We start from the raw sequence: 17477 nt of genomic DNA, 5'->3' as shown, positions 1-17477 counted from the left end.
GAGGAGCTCCCCGGAGGAGAGGGCTCTCGTTCACCCTTGCATACGTCGAAATGCCTCGCATGTCGGACAATTGCGCCACGCCGATGATCGAGTTCCGGCTGATAACCCCCGTAGGGTCGGGCAGACTCGAAAGACACGGGGGACGGCCGGCACGCGAGGGCACAGCCTCGGCTGTACGTCATGACCGAGAGTGGGTGGAACGTGGACCGCTGCGTCGTCCTGGTGGACGCCGGTTATCTGTTGGGTGCCGCCGCGAGCCTCTTGGCACGGGAGCCCACCCGCTCGCGGATCACCGTCGACCACGCCGGTCTCATCCAGTCGCTCCGTCAGCAGGCCGAAGCCGACACCCAGTGCGCGCTGCTGCGCATCTACTGGTTCGACGGCGCCCCCGATCGCGTACCCCAGCCCGAGCACCGCAGGCTGCGCGTCATGCCGAGGGTGACCGTACGCCTGGGAGCCCTCACCCGCAGCGACGGGCGCTGGGCGCAGAAGGGCGTCGATGCCGCCATGCACGCGGAACTGACCGAACTCGCCCGCAATCGCGCCTGCTCCGACATCGTGCTGGTGACCGGCGACGGCGATCTGCTGCCGGGGCTGATGTCCGCGAAGGAGCACGGCGTCGCCGTCCATCTGTGGGCCGTGCAGGCCGCCGACGGTGACTACAACCAGTCCGAGGACCTGGTCGCCGAGGCGGACGAGCGGCGCGTGCTGGACCGTACCTGGATCACGCCCGTCGTCCGCGCCAAGGACCTCACCGCACCCTGCGCACCTCAGCCGGCGCCCCGCCCGGAGATCGCCGCGATCCTCTCCGCGCCGCTGCCGGAGACCGGCAAGAACGGCGACAGCGTCGACCACCGCCGGGCCGTACCGTCCGTGCCTGCCGTACCTCCCGGACCGCCGGGGCAGACCCCCGCACCCGCACCGGCCGAGCCGCGGGCCGAGGAGGCGGCGGCCGAGGAGACGGCGCGGACGCGGACCGAGCCGGAAGCGGACGCCGTGGACGGTGCCGAGGGCCCCGAGGAGCCCGCGACCGGCGGTACGACGCCCAACCGCACCGAAGGCGTGCCCACGCCCAAGGATCTGGCGGATCTCGGCCGCCAGGGGCAGCAGGGGCCCCCGGCGGGCCCACCGGGGGCGACGCTGCGCTGGTCCTCCGACCGCGGCTGGGTCGAGCGGGCGGCGTCCGGCGAGGCGCCCGAGACGGCGTCGCTGCCGATGCTCGCCCAGCTCACCACCGCCGAGCAGCGCTGGGCGGACCGCGAGGAGGACATCACCGCGGTCAGCGGCGACCCGTACGAGGTCGGCCAGGTCTTCGCCCGCCGCTGGATCGAACGGCTGACCAACGAGAGCCATCTGCAGCAGCTCTCGGGCGAGTATCCGCGCATCCCGCACCGGATCGACGGCGAACTGCTGCGCTACGCGGCCCGGTTCGGGCTGCTCGCGCACAAGGACGACCAGATCGACGAACACGACCGCTACGCGATCCGCGCGGGCTTCTGGCGGGAGGTCGACGCCCGCTCCGGCGCCTCGGCCGAACACGCCCCCGCCGGGGACTGACCCCACGACCGGCCGGCGACCGAGCAGCGTCAACACCCGACCGGCCCCGGCCGCCCCGGAGCCGATAGGGCCCGAAGCGGGGTGGCGGAACCCGGACGCGTACCCTCATAGGTCGTGAGAACGGGCACTCGGCAGGCGGTGGACACCTCGGTGGCAAACGGAACGACGCCGAGCCGGGCCGCCGTGCGCGTCGAGGACCTGGTCAAGACCTACCCCCCGGTGCGTGCCCGGCGCGGCACGCCGGCGACCCCCGCCGTCCGTGCCACCGACGGCATCTGCCTGCAGGTGCGGCAGGGCGAGATCTTCGGACTGCTGGGCCCCAACGGTGCCGGCAAGTCCACCCTGGTACGGCAGCTCACCGGCCTGCTGCGGCCCGACGCCGGAGTGGTCGAGGTGCTCGGCCACGACCTGGTGCGCCACCCCGAGCGGGCCGCCCGGCTGCTGGCGTATCTCGGTCAGGAGTCGAGCGCGCTGGACGAGCTGACCGTGTCGCTGGCCGCGGAGACGACCGCGCGGCTGCGCGGGATGGAGACCGCGGCGGCCCGTGTCGCGCGGGACGAGGTACTGGCCGAGCTGGGGCTGACCCAGCTGGCGGCGCGGCCGTTGAAGAAGCTCTCCGGCGGCCAGCGGCGGCTGGCGTGTGTGGCGGCGGCGCTGGTGGGGGACCGGCCGCTGCTGGTGCTGGACGAGCCGACCACCGGTATGGACCCGCACGCGCGGCGCGCGGTGTGGGCGGCCGTCGACCGGCGCCGCGCCGAGCGCGGGGTGACCGTACTGCTCGTCACCCACAATGTGATCGAGGCCGAGACCGTGCTGGACCGGGTCGCCGTGCTGGACCGGGGCCGGGTGATCGCCTGCGACACGCCGGGCGGGCTGAAGGCCGCCGTCGGCGAGGAGGTGCGGCTGGAGCTGGTGTGGCGCGAGCGCCCGCCGGTGGAGCTGCCGCACGTCGCCGAGCTCGCCGCCGCCGCCGTCGTCACCGGCCGTCGCTGGACGCTGCGGCTGCCGCCCGAGGCGGCACGCGAGGCGGTGGCGCTGGTCACCACGGGCGAGGCGTTCGAGGCGCTCGACGACTTCCGGCTCGCCACCCCGAGCCTGGAGGACGTCTATGTGGCGCTCGGTGGCCGCGCCGCGGGGGAGGACGGTGCCGAGGGCTTGGTCAAAGCGTGAGCGCGGACGTGGGACGACGGCGTGGCCGACGGTGCCTCCCGGCCGGTGGCCCGGAAGGACGAGGCGCCATGATGCGGCACAGGATCCGCACGCCCGGCGTGCGGTATGTGAGGGGCAGGCTCGGGTGAGGACGACGGTGAAGAGCCGTACGCGGACCGACGGCGACGTGATGGCCCACGGTGTCGCGGGCGTCGTGGGCGCCCGCACGGGTGCCGACGAGGGCGCCGGTACGGACGAGGGCGCCGGTACGGACGGCGGAGCGGAACCCGTGAGGGAGGGGGCCGACTCCGGTGGCCAGGAGGCCGGTCAGGACGCGGGGGCGCCGCTGGCGCCGCGGGCGCGGATGTGGCCGGCGCTGGCTGCCGTCTACCGGGCGCAGCTGTCCCGGGCGCGGGTGGCGCGGATTCCGCTGCTGTTCGTCGCGACGTTCCAGTCGCTGGGCATCATGGTCCTGATGCGCGGCGTGGTGGACGGCGGCGCGGAGGCGCGGGCGGTGGTCGCCGGGTCCAGCGTGCTGGTCGTCGCCTTCGTCGCCCTCAACCTGCTGGCGCAGTACTTCGGCCAGCTCCGCGCCGGCGGTGGCCTCGACCACTACGCCACCCTCCCGGTACCGGCCGCCTCCGTGGTGCTGGGCGCCGCCGCCGCCTACGCGTCCTTCACCGTGCCCGGTGTCGTGGTGACGGCCGTGACGGGCAGCGTGCTCTTCCAGCTGCCGCTGGGCGGGCTGTGGGTGCTGGTGGCCGTCGTCCCGCTCGCCGGAGCCGCGCTCGCCGGGCTGGGAGCCGCACTGGGACTGCTCGCCCCGCGGCCCGAACTGGCCACCCTGGGCGGCCAGCTGGGAATGTCGGCGGCACTGCTGCTGGGGGTGCTGCCCGCGGGCGGGCTGCCGCTGGTGGTCCGATGGGCGCGGGATCTGCTGCCGTCCACCTACGGTGTGGAGGCCTTCGCCCGCACCTTCGAGCCGCACCCGGACTGGGCACGCGTCGTGACGGATCTGGGCGTGTGCGCCGCGGTCGGGGTGCTCTCGCTCGCCGTCGCCACCCGCGCCTACCGGTGGGCCGCCACCCGCTGACTCCGCGCGGCGGGCGCCGGTGCTCCGCGCGGGCGCACGCCGGTGCTTCGGGCGGGCGCGCGCCGAGCGGGCCGGGGCCGGGCGCACGGTGCGGGCCTGGCACGATGGCGGGGTGACCGTACCGACGCCCTCCTCCCACAACCCGGATCCCTCCCACCCCTCCGCGCCCCAGGCCGGACCGGGTGACCAGCCCGGCGCCGCCGCGGCGGCCCCGCCCCCGGCGCCGCCGCACGCGGTGAGCGCGGGCTACGGCGGCGAGGGCGGACCGCTCGTCCGCCGGGAGCTGCGGGACGCCGCCGTGTGTGCGGCGGCCGTCGCCGTCGCCGGGGTGCTGCTGGGCCTGCTGTGGCTGTGGCTGGCGCCCCGGGTGCCGTTGTACTCGAGCGGGAAGCTGGTGCTGTTCAAGCACCCCGAGGGTGAGGAGGCCATCGCGGCGGAGGGCGTCTTCGCCCTGCTCGGCCTGGGGTTCGGCCTGGTGACGGGCGTCGCCGTCTTCCTGGCCCGCAGGAGCGGGGGCGTCGGCCTCGTCGTCGGCCTCGGCCTGGGCGGGCTGCTGGGCTCCTTGCTGGCCTGGCGCACCGGCGTGTGGCTCGGCCCCGAGACGGACCTGTCCGCGGCGGCGCGGGCCGCGGGTCAGGGCGCCACCTTCGACGCTCCGCTGGAGCTGCACGCCTACGGAGTGCTGCTCGCGTGGCCCTTCGCGGCCGTCCTCGTCCACCTGCTGGCCACGGCCTTCTTCGGCCCCCGCGACGACATGCCGGGCGAGGTGCCCGCGGCGCCGCAGCGCTGGGAGAGCTGACCGCTTCTGGGCAGGGGGTGCCCCGTGCCCGATACCGCAGGCTGCGGGCGCTCCCCCAAGCTCTTCGAGCAGGGAGGCACCCCCCATGGCTTGTCGCGCAGTTCCCCGCGCCCCTGAACGGGTACGCAGGCGGTCAGGGCCGGGCCACTGGAGCCACCACCGCGCCGGTCAGTTCGGCGAGGTCCGAGGGGGCGAGCTCGATCTCCAGGCCGCGGCGCCCGGCGGAGACGAAAACCGCGGCACACTCCTCAGCGGAGGCGTCCAGCACCGTGGGCAGCTGTTTGCGCTGCCCCAGCGGGGAGATGCCGCCGCGCACATAGCCCGTCGTACGCTCGGCCGCTGCCGGGTCGGCCATGGCGGCGCGTTTGCCGCCCACCGCCGCCGCCAGGGCCTTGAGGTCCAGCGAGGCGGAGACCGGGACGACGGCGACCGTCAGCGTCCCGTCGACGTCGGCCACCAGCGTCTTGAAGACCTGCTCGGGCGGCACCCCCATGGCCTCGGCGGCCTCCTCGCCGTAGGAGGGGGCCGCCGGATCGTGCTCGTAGGCGTGCGTCTCGAACACGATGCCCGCCTCGGTGGCCGCGACGATCGCGGGCGTCGCCGACCCCTGCCGCTTGCTCTTCTTCCCCATGTCTTCCGCCCCCGGACGGGTCTCAGTTCTGGCTGGTCGGGTTCCGCGTCAGTTCCGCCGCGGGCAGCGACGGCAGCTTGCCGATAACGGCGGTCTCCCGGCGCAGCAGCTTCAGCTCGTCGGCGAGCCGGGTCGCGGTGTCCGGCGCCTGGAGCAGCCGCTGCTTGGCCGGGGTGTCCAGCACCGTGGCCGCCGCGACCAGGTACGAGACGACCGAGGGGTCGTCCGGCAGGTCCTGCTCCTGCCCGGCCGCCAGGGTCCGCTCACGGGCGCTGGCCAGCCGCTTCTGGTACGCGCGGAAGGCACGCAGCACTCCGGAGGCGAGCGCGCCGGCCTCGTCGCCCTCCTCCTCGGGCAGTTCCTCGATCTCGCCGGTCAGATACGGCCCGGAGGCGTCCACCGAGAGCAGCCGGAACCGGGTGGTGCCGGTCGCCAGCACCTCGTAACCGGTGGTGCTGGTGCGCGGGTCGGCGCCGGGGGCCGCCTCCTCGGGCTCGTCCGCCGCGTCCGGGGCGCCCAGGCCCGCGACGCGCTCGCGGATGGTGGAGGCGTCGGCGATGCAGCCGACCGTGTAGAACGACTTGATCGGGTCGGGGCCGAAGCCGGCCGTCGGGTCGGTGCCCTGCGGCGGCGCCGAGTCGGGCATGCCGGTGGCCGCGGGCGCGACCTCGCGGCCGTCCCGGATGGCGACGACGCCGAAGCGGCGCGGTGCGTCCTCGGGCAGCGCGAGCAGGTCCCGCATCAGCGCGCGGTACCGCGGCTCGAAGATGTTCAGCGGCAGCACCAGCCCCGGGAACAGCACCGAGTTGAGCGGGAAGAGCGGAAGCGCGGTTGTCACAACCGGTAAGCCTAAAGCCTCCGGCGCCCACCGCGCGGCCCGGTGCGCCTTACGGATCCACCCGGGGCCGGGCCGGGGCCGGTGCCGCGCCGCTCCCGGGGCACCGGCCCCGGCAACTACTGCCGGCGCAGCAGCCGGGTGGCGCCCGCGGCCACCGTCGTCGCCAGCACCCAGCCGGCCATGATCATGCCCGCGGCGATCCACTGATAGCCGCCGCCCGGGTCCCACGCCGTGTCCTGTCCGAAGGTGATCACGGGCAGCAGCAGGTCCAGCGCGTACAGGGCGGCGTTCCAGTGCGGCGCCTCGTCGCCCTTGAGGGCCGGCGGCCGGTGCGCCTGGAACAGCATCGCCCCGGTCAGCCACAGCAGCGCCATCCACAGCGCGGCCTGCCCCGGCCGGTAGCCGTACGCCACCGTCCAGTCCTGCAGGACACCCCACAGCTTGCCGGGCAGCGGGAGCGTCTCGCGGCGGCGGCGCTGCTTGGCCAGCAGCACGAGGCGCGCGTTGGTGTCCTCGCCGCTGTTCCGGTACATCGCCGCCAGCTGCTCGTACGGCTCCGGCGCGTACTCCGCGGTCGCCGCGTTGATCCACTGGAGCCGTTCGCGGACGTTGAAGTGCCCCTCCTTGGGGATGGCGTGCTGGTAGGTGAAGCCCGCCATCCACAGCCGGTGGTCGCCCGGCCAGCTGGAGGCGCGGTCCATCAGCTTCTCCACACTCGCCCCGGACAGCACGACCAGGCCCCGCTCGGGCAGCTGCGGGGTGAAGGTCAGCTCCGGCGTGGTGATGCGGCGCAGCGACAGCTCCTGGTCGCGCTGCATCTCCAGCCGGGCGTTCTCGATCACCAGCGAGGAGCCGAACCGCCCGTCGTCCAGCACCACGCCGCCGGTGCACTGGAAGTGCTTGGTGCGATGGGGGTCCCACCCCGACCGGGCGAAGCCGGGAGCCTGGGGGAAGGTGCCCTGCCGGGAGCCGTAGCGGATACCGGTCGGCGGTGTGATGCCGTACATCTGCGGGGCGCTGCCGCGCCCGGCGTCGGCGAAGCTGGCCACCTGCTCGACCGTCATCTGCGGCGCGTACAGCGCGAAGCGCCCGCGCGGGTTGCGCAGCACCGAGCCGAACATGTGCAGCGAACTGCCGACGGAGGCACCGCGCAGGCTGACCTGACCGTCGGTGACCAGCAGGCTGGCCTGGAGCTCCTGGGAGACGTTGACGCCGTCCGCCGCGATGGCGCGGGTCCGCCGGCCGCTGCCCACGGTGGCCTCGTTGAGCAGCAGATCGGTGCCGATCGTGGCGTCCGTCAGTTTGACGCCTTCGGGGATGCTGCATCTGGGCAGGTGCAGATCGCCCTCGGTGGTGAGCCGGGCCGCCTCCAGGCGGGGGAGGTAGCAGTCGACGAACCGCGCGGTGTTCACGCGGGCCTCCGGCATCCGCACCTCGTCCTCGAAGCGGCACTGCCGCAGCTCGAAGAACGGCTCCACGGCGCCGCCCGACAGATCCAGGCAGCCCGTCACGAACGCGCCGGTCAGGTGCAGCGAGGCGACCCTGCCCAGCAGCGGCGGCGGCCCGTGCAGCAGCAGCAGCGCGATCACCCGGGCCCGCACCGTGCGCTCCGGGCCCCAGGGGTGGTCCCCGTTGGGGTCGTCGAGCTCGGCCTCGCCGTGGCGCAGATCGTGCTCGGTTCCGTTGCGGAACGCCTGCCAGAGCCCCCACTCCGCAGTCGTCAGCTGCAGCCCCGGCGGCGGTTCGCCCGAGTCCGCTGGCTCGCTCACGCGGTCTCCCCCTCTTGATCACTCGGTCTCTCGCGTTCGCCCGTCTCCCGCGGCGCAGGCCGCGCGGTGTTCGAACGTGGTGGTCGTACCGCTCCCTTTCCCGCTCCGTGACCGGATGAACGCGGGAGGCGACGATCGTCGTCTGTGGCCTGTATCAGCCTCTGATACGGGCGGCCGGGGCACTCCGAGGGTCTGAGAGACTTGAGTGTGTGATCTCCCGAATCGATCTGCGTGGCGCCGCACTCTCCTCCGGCCTCCCGGCGGAGGGCACCCCTCCGGCCTCCGGCCCGGTGAGCGGCGCGCTCGACCGTGACCTGCTGCCCCGTGCCGAGCTCGACGTCGAGGCCGCCCTGGAGAAGGTGCGGCCCATCTGCGACGACGTACGGCATCGTGGCGCGGCCGCGGTGATCGAGTACACGGAGAAGTTCGACGGGGTGCGCCTGGAGCGCACCCGGGTGCCGGCCGAGGCGCTCCGCGAGGCCCTGGCCGAGCTGGACCCGACCGTCCGCGCGGCCCTGGAGGAGTCCGTCCGGCGCGCCCGGATCGTCCACCGCGACCAGCGGCGCACCGACTCCACCGTGCAGGTGGTGCCCGGCGGCACCGTCACCGAGCGCTGGGTTCCGGTGGAGCGCGTGGGGCTGTACGTACCGGGCGGGCGCGCCGTCTACCCGTCGTCCGTGGTGATGAATGTGGTGCCCGCGCAGGAGGCGGGCGTCGGCTCGCTGGCCGTGGCCTCACCCGCGCAGCGCGAGTTCGCGGGCCTGCCGCACCCCACCATCCTCGCCGCCTGCGCCTTGCTGGGCGTCGAGGAGGTCTACGCGGTGGGCGGCGCCCAGGCCGTGGCGATGTTCGCCCACGGCACCGAGGAGTGCGCCCCTGCCCAGCTGGTGACCGGCCCCGGCAACATCTATGTGGCCGCGGCCAAGCGGCTGCTCAAGGGCGTCATCGGTATCGACTCCGAGGCGGGCCCGACCGAGATCGCGATCCTCGCCGACGACACCGCGGACGCGGCCCACGTCGCTTCCGACCTGATCTCCCAGGCCGAGCACGACGTGGTGGCCGCCGCGGTGCTGGTCACCCCCTCCGAGGCGCTGGCCGAGGCGGTCGAGGCCGAGCTGAAGACCCAGGTGCCCGCCACCAAGCACAGCGAACGCATCGCCGAGGCGCTGGCCGGGCGGCAGTCGGGCATCGTCCTGGTCGACTCCCTCGAAGCCGGCCTGGCCGTCGTCAACGCCTACGCCGCCGAACACCTGGAGATCCAGACGGCCGACGCGGCGGCCTGGGCGGCGCGGGTACGCAACGCGGGCGCGATCTTCGTCGGCCCGTACGCTCCCGTCTCGCTCGGCGACTACGCCGCGGGCTCCAACCATGTGCTGCCGACCGGCGGCTGCGCCTGCCACTCCTCGGGCCTTTCGGTCCAGTCCTTCCTGCGCGGTATCCACGTCGTGGACTACACCCGGGACGCGCTGGCCGAGGTCACCCACCACGTCGTCGCCCTGGCGGAGGCGGAGGACCTGCCCGCACACGGCACGGCACTCAAGGCAAGGTTCGACTGGAAGGTTCCGGAGAGCGGCTCGTGACCGGCATTGACGATCTCCCGATCAGGGACGAGCTGCGCGGCAAGTCCCCCTACGGCGCGCCGCAGCTGGACGTCCCCGTACTGCTGAACACCAACGAGAACCCCTACCCGCTCCCCGAGGAGCTGGTGGCGCGGATCGCCGAGCGGGTCACCGAGGCCGCGCGCGGGCTGAACCGCTACCCGGACCGGGACGCGGTCGAGCTGCGCACCGAGCTCGCCCGCTATCTGTCCCGCACGGCGGGTCACACCGTCGACCACCGGCAGGTGTGGGCGGCCAACGGCTCCAACGAGGTGCTCCAGCAGCTCCTCCAGGCGTTCGGCGGGCCAGGGCGTACGGCGCTGGGCTTCGAGCCCTCGTACTCGATGCACGCGCTGATCGCCCGCGGCACCGGCACCGGCTGGCTGTCGGGTCCGCGCAACGACGACTTCACCATCGACACCGAGGCCGCCGTCGCCGCCATCGCCGAGCACCGGCCGGACGTCGTGTTCATCTGCTCGCCCAACAATCCGACCGGCACCGCCGTCACCGAGGAGACGGTGCTGGCGCTGTACGAGGCCGCGCAGGCGGCCCGGTCGGACCGTCATGAACACGGCGCGCTGGTGGTGGTGGACGAGGCGTACGGCGAGTTCTCGCACCACCCCTCGCTGCTGCCGCTGATCGAGGGCCGTGACGCGCTGGTGCTCTCGCGCACCATGTCCAAGGCGTTCGGCGCCGCCGGGCTGCGGCTCGGCTATCTGGCCGCGGCGCCCGCCGTGGTGGACGCCGTCCAGCTGGTGCGGCTGCCCTACCACCTGTCGGCGGTCACCCAGGCCACGGCGCTGGCCGCGCTGGAGCACACCGACACCCTGCTCGGCTACGTGGAGCAGCTGAAGACCGAACGCGACCGGCTGGTGACCGAGCTGCGGGCCATCGGCTGCCAGGTCACCGCCTCGGACGCCAACTTCGTACAGTTCGGCCGCTTCGACGGCGCGGCCGGATCGCACGCCGTGTGGGAGGCGCTGCTGGCCCACGGCGTACTGGTCCGGGACAACGGGGTCCCCGGCTGGCTGCGGGTGACGGCGGGCACGCCGGAGGAGAACGACGCGTTCCTCGACGCGGTGCGAGCCGTGACGAAGGAACTGAAGGAGAAGAGCGACTGATGACGCGCAAGGGCCGGGTGGAGCGCACCACCAAGGAGACCTCTGTCGTGGTCGAGATCGACCTCGACGGCAAGGGCGACGTGGACGTCTCCACGGGCGTGGGCTTCTACGACCACATGCTCGACCAGCTCGGCCGGCACGGCCTGTTCGACCTCACGGTCAAGACCGAGGGCGATCTGCACATCGACAGCCACCACACCATCGAGGACACCTCGCTGGCGCTGGGCGCCGCCTTCAAGCAGGCCCTCGGCGACAAGCGGGGCATCGTCCGGTTCGCCAACGCCTCGGTGCCGCTGGACGAGTCGCTCGCCCAGGTGACCGTGGACCTGTCGGGGCGCCCCTACCTGGTGCACACCGAGCCCGAGTCCATGGCGCCGATGATCGGCAGCTACGACACGACGATGACCCGGCACATCCTGGAGTCCTTCGTCGCCCAGGCCCAGATCGCCCTGCACGTCCACGTACCGTACGGGCGCAACGCGCACCACATCGTGGAGTGCCAGTTCAAGGCGCTGGCCCGCGCCCTGCGCTACGCCAGCGAGAGGGACCCGCGGCAGACCGGTATCCCCTCCACCAAGGGCGCCCTGTGACGGGGCTGGCGGCGCTGCTGATCTTCGTGGGGCTGTTCCTGGCCGGCGGGGCGATCTCCTTCTGGAAGCAGCAGCTGCCCAAGGGTGTGATCGTGCTGCTCTCGCTCGCCTCGGCCATGTGCCTGGTGGCGGGAATCCTGCGGTTGGACTGGTGGTCGTGATGAGCAACTCCAAGAGCGTGGTGGTCTTCGACTACGGCTTCGGCAACGTGCGCTCGGCCGAGCGCGCACTGGAGCGAGCCGGAGCCGATGTCGAGATCACCCGCGACTACGACAGGGCGATGGCCGCCGACGGCCTCCTCGTCCCCGGAGTGGGGGCGTTCGCCGCCTGCATGGCAGGACTGGTCGAAGCGCGCGGCCACTGGGTGATCGGGCGGCGGCTGGCCGGTGGCCGGCCCGTCATGGGCATCTGCGTCGGTATGCAGATCCTCTTCTCCCGGGGCATCGAGCACGGCGAGGAGGCCGAGGGCATGGACGAGTGGCCCGGCACCGTCGGCCCGCTCGCCACCGACGCGGCGCACCCGGTCCCGCACATGGGCTGGAACACCGTGGCGGCGCCGGACGACTCGCGGCTGTTCGCCGGCGTGCCCGCCGACGAGCGCTACTACTTCGTACACTCCTACGCCGTGCACGACTGGGAGCTCCAGGCCACCAACCCGGCCCTCGCGCCGCCGGTGGTGAGCTGGACGACGCACGCCGGGCGCTTCGTCGCCGCCGTGGAGAACGGGCCGCTGTGGGCCACCCAGTTCCACCCCGAGAAGTCCGGCGACGCCGGAGCACAGCTGCTGAGAAACTGGATCGAAACACTGTGAGCGACGCACGCGCGGCTGCCGGGCCGCAGTCGGAGACGACAGCCGTACGTAGCCGCGTGGGCGGAGAAGCGAACGGAAAGATGCTGTGAGCCCCGTAAGTCCTCAGAGCCCAGAGAGCGAGAGCGCCGTGAGCAACCGGCTTGAGCTGCTGCCCGCCGTAGACGTCCGCGACGGACAGGCCGTCCGCCTGGTACACGGGGAGTCCGGCTCCGAGACCTCCTACGGCGACCCGCTGGAGGCCGCGCTGGCCTGGCAGCGGGCCGGAGCCGAGTGGCTGCACCTGGTCGACCTGGACGCCGCGTTCGGCACCGGTGACAACCGGGAGCGGATCGCCGAGGTGGCGCGCGCGATGGACATCAAGGTCGAGCTGTCCGGCGGCATCCGCGACGACGCCTCGCTCAAGGCGGCGCTGGCGACCGGCTGCCGCCGCGTCAACCTCGGTACGGCCGCGCTGGAGGCCCCCGAGTGGGTCGCCAAGGTCATCGCCGAGCACGGCGACAAGATCGCGGTCGGCCTCGATGTACGCGGCACCACGCTGCGCGGCCGCGGCTGGACCCGGGACGGCGGCGACCTGTACGAGACGCTGGCCCGCCTCGACTCCGAGGGCTGCGCCCGCTACGTCGTCACCGACATCGCCAAGGACGGCACCCTCAAGGGCCCCAACCTGGAGCTGCTGCGCAACGTGTGCGCCGTCACCGACCGGCCGGTGATCGCCAGCGGCGGTGTCTCCTCCCTCGACGACCTGCGGGCCATCGCGGGACTGGTCGGCGAAGGTGTCGAAGGGGCGATCGTGGGAAAGGCCCTCTACGCCAAGGCGTTCACCCTTGAAGAGGCGTTGGAGGCGGTTGCCTGATGGGTTCGATACACCGGATCGCGTCCGATGCTCCGTGGGAGGAACCCTTCGGCTACTCCCGCGCGGTGGAGCTGCCCAACGGCCTGGTGCTGGTGGCCGGCTGCACCTCGGTCGTGGACGGCGTGATCACCGAGGGGGGCCCGTACGAGCAGGCCATCACCGCGTTCGGCGTCGGGCTGGACGCGCTGAAGAGCCTCGGGCTGGGCGCCGACAGCGTGGTGCGCACCCGCATGTTCCTCGCCCATGCGCGGGACGTGGAAGAGGTGGGCCGCGCCCACAAGGAGCTGTTCGGCGAGGTCCGGCCGGTCTCCTCCATGATCATCGTTTCCGGGTTCGCCGACCCCAGCCTGGTGGTCGAGGTCGAGATGGAGGCGTACCGGGACCAGCAAGGTACACAGGGCACCCAAGGAGCACACCCCGCATGACCCTCGCGGTCCGAGTCATCCCCTGCCTGGACGTGGACGGCGGCCGGGTCGTCAAGGGCGTCAACTTCCAGAACCTGCGCGACGCCGGCGACCCGGTCGAGATGGCCAAGGTCTACGACGCCGAGGGCGCCGACGAGCTGACGTTCCTGGACATCACGGCCTCCTCCGGCGACCGCGAGACCACCTACGACGTGGTGCGGCGCACCGCCGAGCAGGTGTTCATCCCGCTGACCGTCGGCGGCGGGGTGCGCACTCCTGGGGACGTGGACAAGCTGCTGCGCGCCGGGGCCGACAAGGTGGGCGTCAACACCGCGGCCATCGCCCGTCCCGAGCTGATCCGGGAGATCGCCGAACGCTTCGGGCGCCAGGTGCTGGTGCTGTCCGTCGACGCCCGCCGCCGCGCCGGAGGCGAGGGATTCGAGGTCACCACGCACGGCGGGCGCCGCGGCACCGGCCTCGACGCCGTCGAGTGGGCCCACCGCGCCGCCGAACTGGGCGCCGGGGAGATCCTGCTCAACTCCATGGACGCGGACGGCACCAAGGACGGCTACGACACGGAGATGATCGCCGCCGTCCGGAAGCACGTCACCGTCCCGGTGATCGCCTCCGGCGGCGCCGGACGCCTCGACCACTTCCCGCCGGCCATCGGAGCGGGTGCCGACGCCGTACTGGCCGCCTCCGTCTTCCACTTCGGCGATCTGCGGATCGGCGAGGTGAAGAACACCCTCCGCGACGCGGGCCACCCGGTGCGCTGAGGCCCGGCCGGTCGGGCCGTCGCACGGGAATGCCGGCGACGGCCGGCCACCGGGGACCGGGCGCCGTAGCTTCCGCACCCGGTACCGCTGTTCATGTCCCTGGGTGCGATGTCGTCGGGTCGAGCGTGGTACCGCCATGGCGGCGGAGGTAGGCCAGGACGGCGCGGACTCGGCGGTGGCCGCTCTCGCCGGCCGACAGGCCGAGTTTGAGGAAGACATTGCCGATGTGTTTGTGGACGGCATTGTCGGTGATGACGAGCCGCTGCGCGATGGCCGCGTTGTCGTGGCCCTCGGCCATCAGCGCGAGGACTTCGCGCTCACGTGCGGTCAGGGCATCGACGGGATCGCCGCTGGCGAGGAGCTGAGCGATGACCTCGGGGTCCATGGCGGTGCCACCGACTGCCACCCGGCGCAATGCGTCGGTGAATTCCGCGACACGGCTCACCCGGTCCTTGAGCAGATACCCGATGCCGCCCCGGGCGTCGGCGAGGAGACGACCCGCGTACTCCTGCTCCACGTATTGCGACAGGACCAGGCCGGGAAGCCCGGGACGTTCCCGGCGGGCTTCGACCGCGGCCCGGATGCCCTCGTCACGGAAGGTCGGGGGCAGCCGCACGTCCACGATGGTGACGTCCGGCCGGTGGGTATCGACGGCGGTACGGAAACCAGGCGCGTTGGCTGCGATCGCGACGACCTCGAAGCCCTGGGAGTTGAGCAGGAGCTCGAGCCCGGACGACAGCAGGACGTTGTCCTCGGCGATCACTACGCGCACGGGAGCTCCACGGTGATGGCGGTCGGCCCGCCCGGCGGGCTGCTGATCCTCATGGTGCCGTCCAGGGCGGCGGCGCGGCGGCGCATTCCGTCCAGCCCCGACCCCCGGGTCGCGTCCGCTCCGCCGTTCCCGTTGTCGGTGATCTGCGTGCGGAGCAGCACACCGTCGCGTGTGACGCGGACCGAGGCACTGGTGGCCCGGCTGTGTCGGGCGATGTTCGCCAGCGCCTCGGTGACGGCGAAGTAGGCGACGGCCTCGACCGCTGCGGGAATCTCTCCGAGCGGGCCGACATCGATGCGGGTCGGCGCACCGGCCCTGGTGGCCAGGGTGCTGAGCGCGCCGGAGAGGCCCTGGTCGGCCAGTACCGGGGGATAGATGGTGCGGATGACGGAACGTAGTTCGGCCATCGCGTCCTCGGTCTCGCCATGGGCCTGCCGTACCAGAGTGGCGGCCGGGTCGGGGCCGTCGGAGAGGTTTTCGCCGGCCACGGCGAGCCGCATCGCGATGGCCACGAGCCGGGCCTGGGTGCCGTCGTGCAGGTCTCGTTCGATCCGGCGGAGCTCCGCACTGTGCGCCTGCAGGACGTCGGCACGTGTCCGGGTGAGTTCGGTGACTCTTTCGACCAGTTGCTCCGCGGGCGAGGGTGCCAGGACTGCGAGGCAGCACCGGGCGTGCGCTCGGGCGAGCGGCGGGAGGAGGAGGGCGGCCAGTGCCGCCAGGGACACGAGATTCACCAGGCCGAGCGACAACGCGGTGCCCCAGCCGGTGAGGGGAACGCTGATCACGGGCAGCCATGGCGCTGTCGGGAAGGCCCACCACAGCACAGTGATGACGGGAGTGAGAAACAGGCTGCCCAGGCACAGCAGGGCAAGGGCACCGGTCGGCAGACCGGTGGCCACCTGCGTCACGAGCCACACCAGGTTTCGGCGGGCGGCTCGTGGGCGCGGCTCGATCGGCTGCCCCAGCAGCGCCCCGGCGCGCCGGCGTTGCCGCTCCGCCCAGGGCTGCAACAGCGACGGAACACACAGCAGAGGCATCGCGGCGAGCGTCACCGCCGCGGCCACCAAGGTGCCCAGCAGGTAACGCCCACTGCGCCACGCCTTGGGCCACCGTGCGCGGGTTGCGCCGAGTACGCCTGGCACTTGTTTCACTTTCCCTCTGTCCTACAGGTGTGTGGGACGGCCCCACGTGATGCACCCTAGGAACCGGGCGACCCTGCTGCACTACAGGTAGCTGTACCTTTTCTACGGGAGTCCGTGGTAGCGATCCGCACCCGATGCGTGCCTAGCGTTGCGGGGCATGAGACTCACAACCCCGACGCCCGCGCCGCACCACCCGCACACTTCCCCGCCCGACCGGACGAGTCGGCAAGGCCGCCGCATCGGCAAACGGTGGCTGACCGCCGTTGTGGCTGCCCTCGTCACTGCCGGCGCGGCCGCTGTCATCCAGCTGCCTGCCGACGCGCGTGAATCCACCGCACCCGGATACGGACAGGACGATCTGCGCCGGGACACCGACGCCATCCGGGCACTGGGGGTCACCGGCGTCCAGGCACGGGTGACCACCGGTCCCGGCCGTGATCTTGTCGCCACCAGCGGCGTCGCCGAGGCGGGCACTGACCGTCCGGTGCCCCGCAACGGCTACTTCCGGACAGCCAGCACCGGCAAGGCGTTCGTGGCCGCGGTGGTCCTGCAACTGGTCGACGAGGGCAAGCTGGCACTCGACGACACAGTGGACCGCTGGCTGCCCGGCTTGGTGGACGGCAACGGCAACGACGGACGCCGCATCACCATCCGCCAACTCCTCCAGCACACCAGCGGCATCCACGACGACGATCTCCCCGGCTACACCACCGCGCAGGAGTACCACGAGCGCCGATACGACACCTACACATCCCGGCAGATCGTCGCGCGGGCGATGAAGCACCGTCCCGACTTCCCACCCGGCACCGGGTGGAGCTACTCCAACACCGGCTACGCCCTGCTCGACATGGTCATCGAGAAGGCCACAGATCGCCCTTGGCACCAGGAGGTCGAGGACCGGGTCCTGAAACCACTCGGCATGGACCGCACCTATCTGCCCGGCAGCACCCCCACACTCCGCCGTCCACACGCCAACGGCTACCAGGTCTTCCCCTCCGGCCAACGGGTCGACGTCACCGCTCTGGTCCTCCCCGACCCCGGCGGCTACGTCTCCACCACGGCGGATGTCAACCGCTTCTTCCGGGCCCTGCTCGGCGGTGAACTGCTGCCCCGGGCGCGGCTGGCCGAGATGCAGGACACCGTCCGGGTCGACGAGGAGACCCAGGTCCTGTGGCCGGGCGGACGCTACGGCCTCGGCCTGGTCAACCGACCACTGTCCTGCGGCGGGAGCTACTGGAGCCACGAAGGAGGCGATGGCGGCTACATCACTCTCAACGGCGCCACCGACGACGGGAGCCGCGCTGTCACCGTCTCCATGTCCACCGCCCTGGGCGACTCGCCCGACAACGCCCTTCGACAGGAGAAAGCCGCCAGCGACCTCGTCGACCACGCGCTGTGCGACACCCCCGGCCGCGGGCAGGACAGCTGACGGCCTCGCCCGGCTCTCCGGCAAGCGGCGCGTACGGCGGGGGACCGGAGTCGGGGCACCGACCGTGCCGTACTGCTGCGGCGGCACCCGGAACACGGCGATAAGCCGGGCCCCGCCGTGCTCGCCGCCGCGTCGCCGCGTCGCC

At 72.8% G+C, this 17477-nt stretch carries 18 protein-coding genes; 13 read left to right on the top strand and 5 right to left on the bottom strand.

Translation table 11 applies throughout. The features are described from left to right. Positions 1 to 201: 201 nt before the first annotated feature. From KBY19_RS10560 to KBY19_RS10545, 4 genes are all read left to right on the top strand, one after another. Positions 202 to 1557 (top strand): NYN domain-containing protein, encoded by a 1356-nt coding sequence (locus tag KBY19_RS10560; RefSeq protein ID WP_099879843.1) that lies wholly within the window; start codon positions 202 to 204, stop codon positions 1555 to 1557. A 138-nt stretch (positions 1558 to 1695) separates the two neighbouring features. Further along, the gene (locus KBY19_RS10555) at positions 1696 to 2727 is read left to right on the top strand and encodes an ABC transporter ATP-binding protein (protein ID WP_180289896.1); all 1032 of its coding nucleotides are present in this window, start codon (positions 1696 to 1698) and stop codon (positions 2725 to 2727) included. A 169-nt stretch (positions 2728 to 2896) separates the two neighbouring features. After that, the gene (locus KBY19_RS10550) at positions 2897 to 3799 is read left to right on the top strand and encodes an ABC transporter permease (protein ID WP_210965650.1); all 903 of its coding nucleotides are present in this window, start codon (positions 2897 to 2899) and stop codon (positions 3797 to 3799) included. A gap of 112 nt (positions 3800 to 3911) precedes the next feature. Beyond that, complete coding sequence (locus tag KBY19_RS10545; RefSeq protein WP_099879841.1) at positions 3912 to 4598, top strand: hypothetical protein; 687 nt, start codon at positions 3912 to 3914, stop codon at positions 4596 to 4598. A gap of 133 nt (positions 4599 to 4731) precedes the next feature. Here the strand turns inward: KBY19_RS10545 and ybaK are convergent, their stop codons facing one another. The 3 genes from ybaK to KBY19_RS10530 all read right to left on the bottom strand — a co-directional run bounded on the left by ybaK (position 4732) and on the right by KBY19_RS10530 (position 7836). After that, positions 4732 to 5229, bottom strand: coding sequence for a Cys-tRNA(Pro) deacylase (ybaK, locus tag KBY19_RS10540; protein WP_210965644.1), 498 nt, complete (start codon positions 5227 to 5229; stop codon positions 4732 to 4734). Positions 5230 to 5251: 22 nt separating this feature from the next. Continuing rightward, positions 5252 to 6067, bottom strand: coding sequence for an LON peptidase substrate-binding domain-containing protein (locus KBY19_RS10535; protein ID WP_099879837.1), 816 nt, complete (start codon positions 6065 to 6067; stop codon positions 5252 to 5254). 116 nt (positions 6068 to 6183) lie between these two features. After that, positions 6184 to 7836 carry an oxidoreductase gene (locus tag KBY19_RS10530; protein ID WP_210956030.1) on the bottom strand — a complete coding sequence of 551 codons (1653 nt, stop codon included), beginning with the start codon at positions 7834 to 7836 and terminating at the stop codon, positions 6184 to 6186. A 290-nt stretch (positions 7837 to 8126) separates the two neighbouring features. Here KBY19_RS10530 and hisD point away from each other — a divergent pair, with 290 nt between their 5' ends. From hisD to hisF, 8 genes are all read left to right on the top strand, one after another. After that, positions 8127 to 9416, top strand: a complete 1290-nt coding sequence (gene hisD / locus KBY19_RS10525; protein ID WP_099879833.1) for a histidinol dehydrogenase — start codon at positions 8127 to 8129, stop codon at positions 9414 to 9416. Beyond that, positions 9413 to 10555, top strand: a complete 1143-nt coding sequence (locus KBY19_RS10520) for a histidinol-phosphate transaminase (RefSeq protein ID WP_210965643.1) — start codon at positions 9413 to 9415, stop codon at positions 10553 to 10555. The genes hisD and KBY19_RS10520 overlap by 4 nt, the downstream gene beginning before the upstream one ends. Further along, a complete protein-coding gene (hisB, locus tag KBY19_RS10515; protein WP_099879829.1) occupies positions 10555 to 11145 on the top strand; it encodes an imidazoleglycerol-phosphate dehydratase HisB in 591 nt (196 codons plus the stop codon). Before KBY19_RS10520 ends, hisB begins: the two co-directional genes overlap by 1 nt. Further along, the gene (locus KBY19_RS10510) at positions 11142 to 11306 is read left to right on the top strand and encodes a hypothetical protein (protein WP_173869221.1); all 165 of its coding nucleotides are present in this window, start codon (positions 11142 to 11144) and stop codon (positions 11304 to 11306) included. The genes hisB and KBY19_RS10510 overlap by 4 nt, the downstream gene beginning before the upstream one ends. Further along, on the top strand, positions 11306 to 11956 hold the full coding sequence (gene hisH / locus KBY19_RS10505; RefSeq protein WP_099886417.1) for an imidazole glycerol phosphate synthase subunit HisH: 651 nt from the start codon (positions 11306 to 11308) through the stop codon (positions 11954 to 11956). The genes KBY19_RS10510 and hisH overlap by 1 nt, the downstream gene beginning before the upstream one ends. 127 nt (positions 11957 to 12083) lie before the next feature. Continuing rightward, positions 12084 to 12809, top strand: a complete 726-nt coding sequence (gene priA / locus KBY19_RS10500) for a bifunctional 1-(5-phosphoribosyl)-5-((5-phosphoribosylamino)methylideneamino)imidazole-4-carboxamide isomerase/phosphoribosylanthranilate isomerase PriA (RefSeq protein ID WP_099879827.1) — start codon at positions 12084 to 12086, stop codon at positions 12807 to 12809. Beyond that, on the top strand, positions 12809 to 13234 hold the full coding sequence (locus KBY19_RS10495; RefSeq protein ID WP_185016612.1) for a Rid family hydrolase: 426 nt from the start codon (positions 12809 to 12811) through the stop codon (positions 13232 to 13234). Before priA ends, KBY19_RS10495 begins: the two co-directional genes overlap by 1 nt. Beyond that, positions 13231 to 13989, top strand: coding sequence for an imidazole glycerol phosphate synthase subunit HisF (gene hisF / locus KBY19_RS10490; RefSeq protein ID WP_099879822.1), 759 nt, complete (start codon positions 13231 to 13233; stop codon positions 13987 to 13989). The genes KBY19_RS10495 and hisF overlap by 4 nt, the downstream gene beginning before the upstream one ends. A 91-nt stretch (positions 13990 to 14080) precedes the next feature. On the opposite strand, the gene KBY19_RS10485 is transcribed toward hisF, so the two are convergent. Both KBY19_RS10485 and KBY19_RS10480 read right to left on the bottom strand, forming a co-directional pair. Further along, positions 14081 to 14761, bottom strand: coding sequence for a response regulator transcription factor (locus tag KBY19_RS10485; RefSeq protein ID WP_210965642.1), 681 nt, complete (start codon positions 14759 to 14761; stop codon positions 14081 to 14083). Beyond that, positions 14752 to 15903, bottom strand: a complete 1152-nt coding sequence (locus KBY19_RS10480; protein ID WP_307842468.1) for a histidine kinase — start codon at positions 15901 to 15903, stop codon at positions 14752 to 14754. Before KBY19_RS10480 ends, KBY19_RS10485 begins: the two co-directional genes overlap by 10 nt. A 157-nt stretch (positions 15904 to 16060) precedes the next feature. On the opposite strand from KBY19_RS10480, the gene KBY19_RS10475 reads away from it, so the two are divergent. Then, positions 16061 to 17332, top strand: coding sequence for a serine hydrolase (locus tag KBY19_RS10475; protein ID WP_210956034.1), 1272 nt, complete (start codon positions 16061 to 16063; stop codon positions 17330 to 17332). Positions 17333 to 17477: the final 145 nt, after the last annotated feature.

Origin of the sequence: Streptomyces sp. B15, from assembly GCF_018070605.1 — a bacterium.
Taxonomy (GTDB): Bacteria; Actinomycetota; Actinomycetes; order Streptomycetales; family Streptomycetaceae; genus Streptomyces; species Streptomyces smyrnaeus.
The sequence above is the reverse complement of the archived record's forward strand: the minus strand, read 5'-3'. Positions and strand labels throughout refer to the sequence as shown.

Coding starts and splice junctions, on each gene's coding strand:
- KBY19_RS10550 (WP_210965650.1), top strand. CDS start 2,897: ATGGCCCACGGTGTCGCGGGCGTCGTGGGCGCCCGCACGGGTGCCGAC.
- ybaK (WP_210965644.1), bottom strand. CDS start 5,229: ATGGGGAAGAAGAGCAAGCGGCAGGGGTCGGCGACGCCCGCGATCGTC.
- hisB (WP_099879829.1), top strand. CDS start 10,555: ATGACGCGCAAGGGCCGGGTGGAGCGCACCACCAAGGAGACCTCTGTC.
- hisH (WP_099886417.1), top strand. CDS start 11,306: ATGAGCAACTCCAAGAGCGTGGTGGTCTTCGACTACGGCTTCGGCAAC.
- KBY19_RS10495 (WP_185016612.1), top strand. CDS start 12,809: ATGGGTTCGATACACCGGATCGCGTCCGATGCTCCGTGGGAGGAACCC.
- hisF (WP_099879822.1), top strand. CDS start 13,231: ATGACCCTCGCGGTCCGAGTCATCCCCTGCCTGGACGTGGACGGCGGC.
- KBY19_RS10475 (WP_210956034.1), top strand. CDS start 16,061: ATGAGACTCACAACCCCGACGCCCGCGCCGCACCACCCGCACACTTCC.